1 protein-coding gene is annotated in these 2028 nt (G+C 58.3%); it reads right to left on the bottom strand.

The features are described from left to right. Nucleotides 1–175: 175 nt before the first annotated feature. Nucleotides 176–1717, bottom strand: a complete 1542-nt coding sequence (gene glgA, locus NW838_RS14950; protein WP_414428312.1) for a glycogen synthase GlgA — start codon at nucleotides 1715–1717, stop codon at nucleotides 176–178. Nucleotides 1718–2028: the final 311 nt, after the last annotated feature.

The following is a 2028-nucleotide window of genomic DNA, read 5'->3' on the forward strand; positions in this document are numbered from 1 at the left end:
TGCCCAGGACAAGGCCGAGCAGTACGCCGAAAACCAACCGCGCCCAAGAACGGCGCAGAAGGCTGAGCCCCTGTGCGATGGCGTCCTGGCGACAGCCTTGGGAAGCAACAGCGGGACGTCGTCCAATCATGTGCGGGTAACCCCCAAAACCTCTCTTGACCCGTTCCACTTTACCCTACTCCTCGGGTCTTTGCTGCAGCTCAGGGATCCCTTTGGAGCGAGGCTGGGAGGAGATGGGCTTCTTGAGCTTGGGCGGAGAGGAGCTGGGCGAGTTGGGTGGCTCTGGAGGCTTTTCCGGCAGCAGCGGTAGGTTGAGAATCAGCTCATACATGCGCAGGTATTCCAGCGCTGAGCGGTGCCAACTGAAATCGCTGGCCATGCCCCGCTTCTGCAGCGCTTGCCAGGTTTCTTTGTGCTGGAAGGCTTCCCAAGCCCGCGCCAGACAGGTGTAAAAGTCCAGGGCTTCGTAGCGGTCAAAGCAGTAGCCGGTGCCGATCCCCTTGCTGGGGATGTGGTGGCTGACCGTATCCACCAGCCCCCCCGTGCGGCGGACGATGGGCACACACCCATAGCGCATGGCGATCATTTGGCTGATGCCACAAGGTTCAAAGCGGCTGGGCATCAAAAACGCATCTGCCCCCCCGTAGATCAACTGGGCCAGCTTGGGTTGGTAGCCTTTTTGGTAGGCCATTTTGCCCGGGTGCCGCTCGGCCATCTCCCGGATCCGCCCTTCGTAGTAGGCTTCGCCGCTGCCTCCCAGCAAAACAAATTGCGCGTCGCTGTAGGCCAAAAAGCGATCCAAGGCTTGGATGAGCAAGTCGATCCCTTTTTGCTCGACCAAACGGGCCACCATGCCCATCAGGAAGGTATCTGGGTTAACGGTCAAGCCCAACTTGGCCTGTAGCGTGGCTTTGTTGGTCGCCCGCCCGCTGAGATCATCGATGCTGAAATTGGCCTCTAGGTCTGGGTCGGTGCGGGGATCAAACCTATCGATGTCGATCCCATTCAAAATTCCTCGCAACCGTTCCCCTTTCCAGGCCAACAAGTCCTGCAGTCCTTCCCCATGCAGAGGGGTGCGAATTTCCATCGCATAGGTGGGCGAGACGGTGTTCACTTGGTCGGCGTAGAGGATCCCGGCAGCCATGGTGTTGTGGGCAGAAAAATACCAGGGCAGCCAGGTCATGCGCTCCAGTTGCCAGCGCCAGGGCCCTTGGTAGGCCAGGTTGTGGATGGTGAACACCGTGCCAATATCGGGAGCTTGGTGCATCCAGGCCGGGATCATGCCGGTGTGCCAATCGTGGCAGTGGATGATGTTGGGTTTCCAGGGGTAGTAAGTCCAGGCAAATTCGGCTACGGCGTTGGCAAAAAAGGTGAAGCGCCAGAACTCGTCCTCGCCGTAGTAGATGCGGTGGGGAGCAAAGCAGTAGTGGCTGACCAAGTAGAGGGGCACATCGGTGCCGGGCAAAACGCTTTCGTAAATATCGGCCACCTGACCCATGACCTGTTTAGACCAGATGGGATCTTTCGAGCGGGGGTATTGCCCCGGTTCCTGGCCGAACTTGTCCCAGAGAAAGCCATACAGAGGCATGATGATGCGGACATCCTGACCCAGCTTGCGCAAAACGACAGGCAGGGATCCCACCACATCCGCCATGCCCCCCACCTTGGCCAAAGGTGCTGCCTCTGCCGCTGCGAACAAAATCTTGGCTTGAACCACGATGCCCTCCCTGTTGTTGTGGGCTCCGCTCCGCCGCCGTGAACGGATCCCGGCTCAGTTGCCCTCAGCCAAAACCCTTCCCATCCTAAAACACAAGGGATCCCTGCGCCGGATGAGCTGAGGCAGCGCTTCTTCCTGAGGCTGTGTTGCAACTTATTGATTTTTCGTAAGATGGAAGGACAGTGCTGCTTAGAAATGTTGCAGGCGCTGCTGTATTGCACTTTATTTGTCGTCATTGTTCTGGAGATATCGTCCTATGACCATAGCGGTAGGGCGCGTGCGTCAGGAGCGAGGATGGTTCGACATCGTCG

Origin of the sequence: Synechococcus sp. R55.2, assembly GCF_047462075.1 — a bacterium.
Taxonomy (GTDB): Bacteria; Cyanobacteriota; Cyanobacteriia; order Thermostichales; family Thermostichaceae; genus Thermostichus.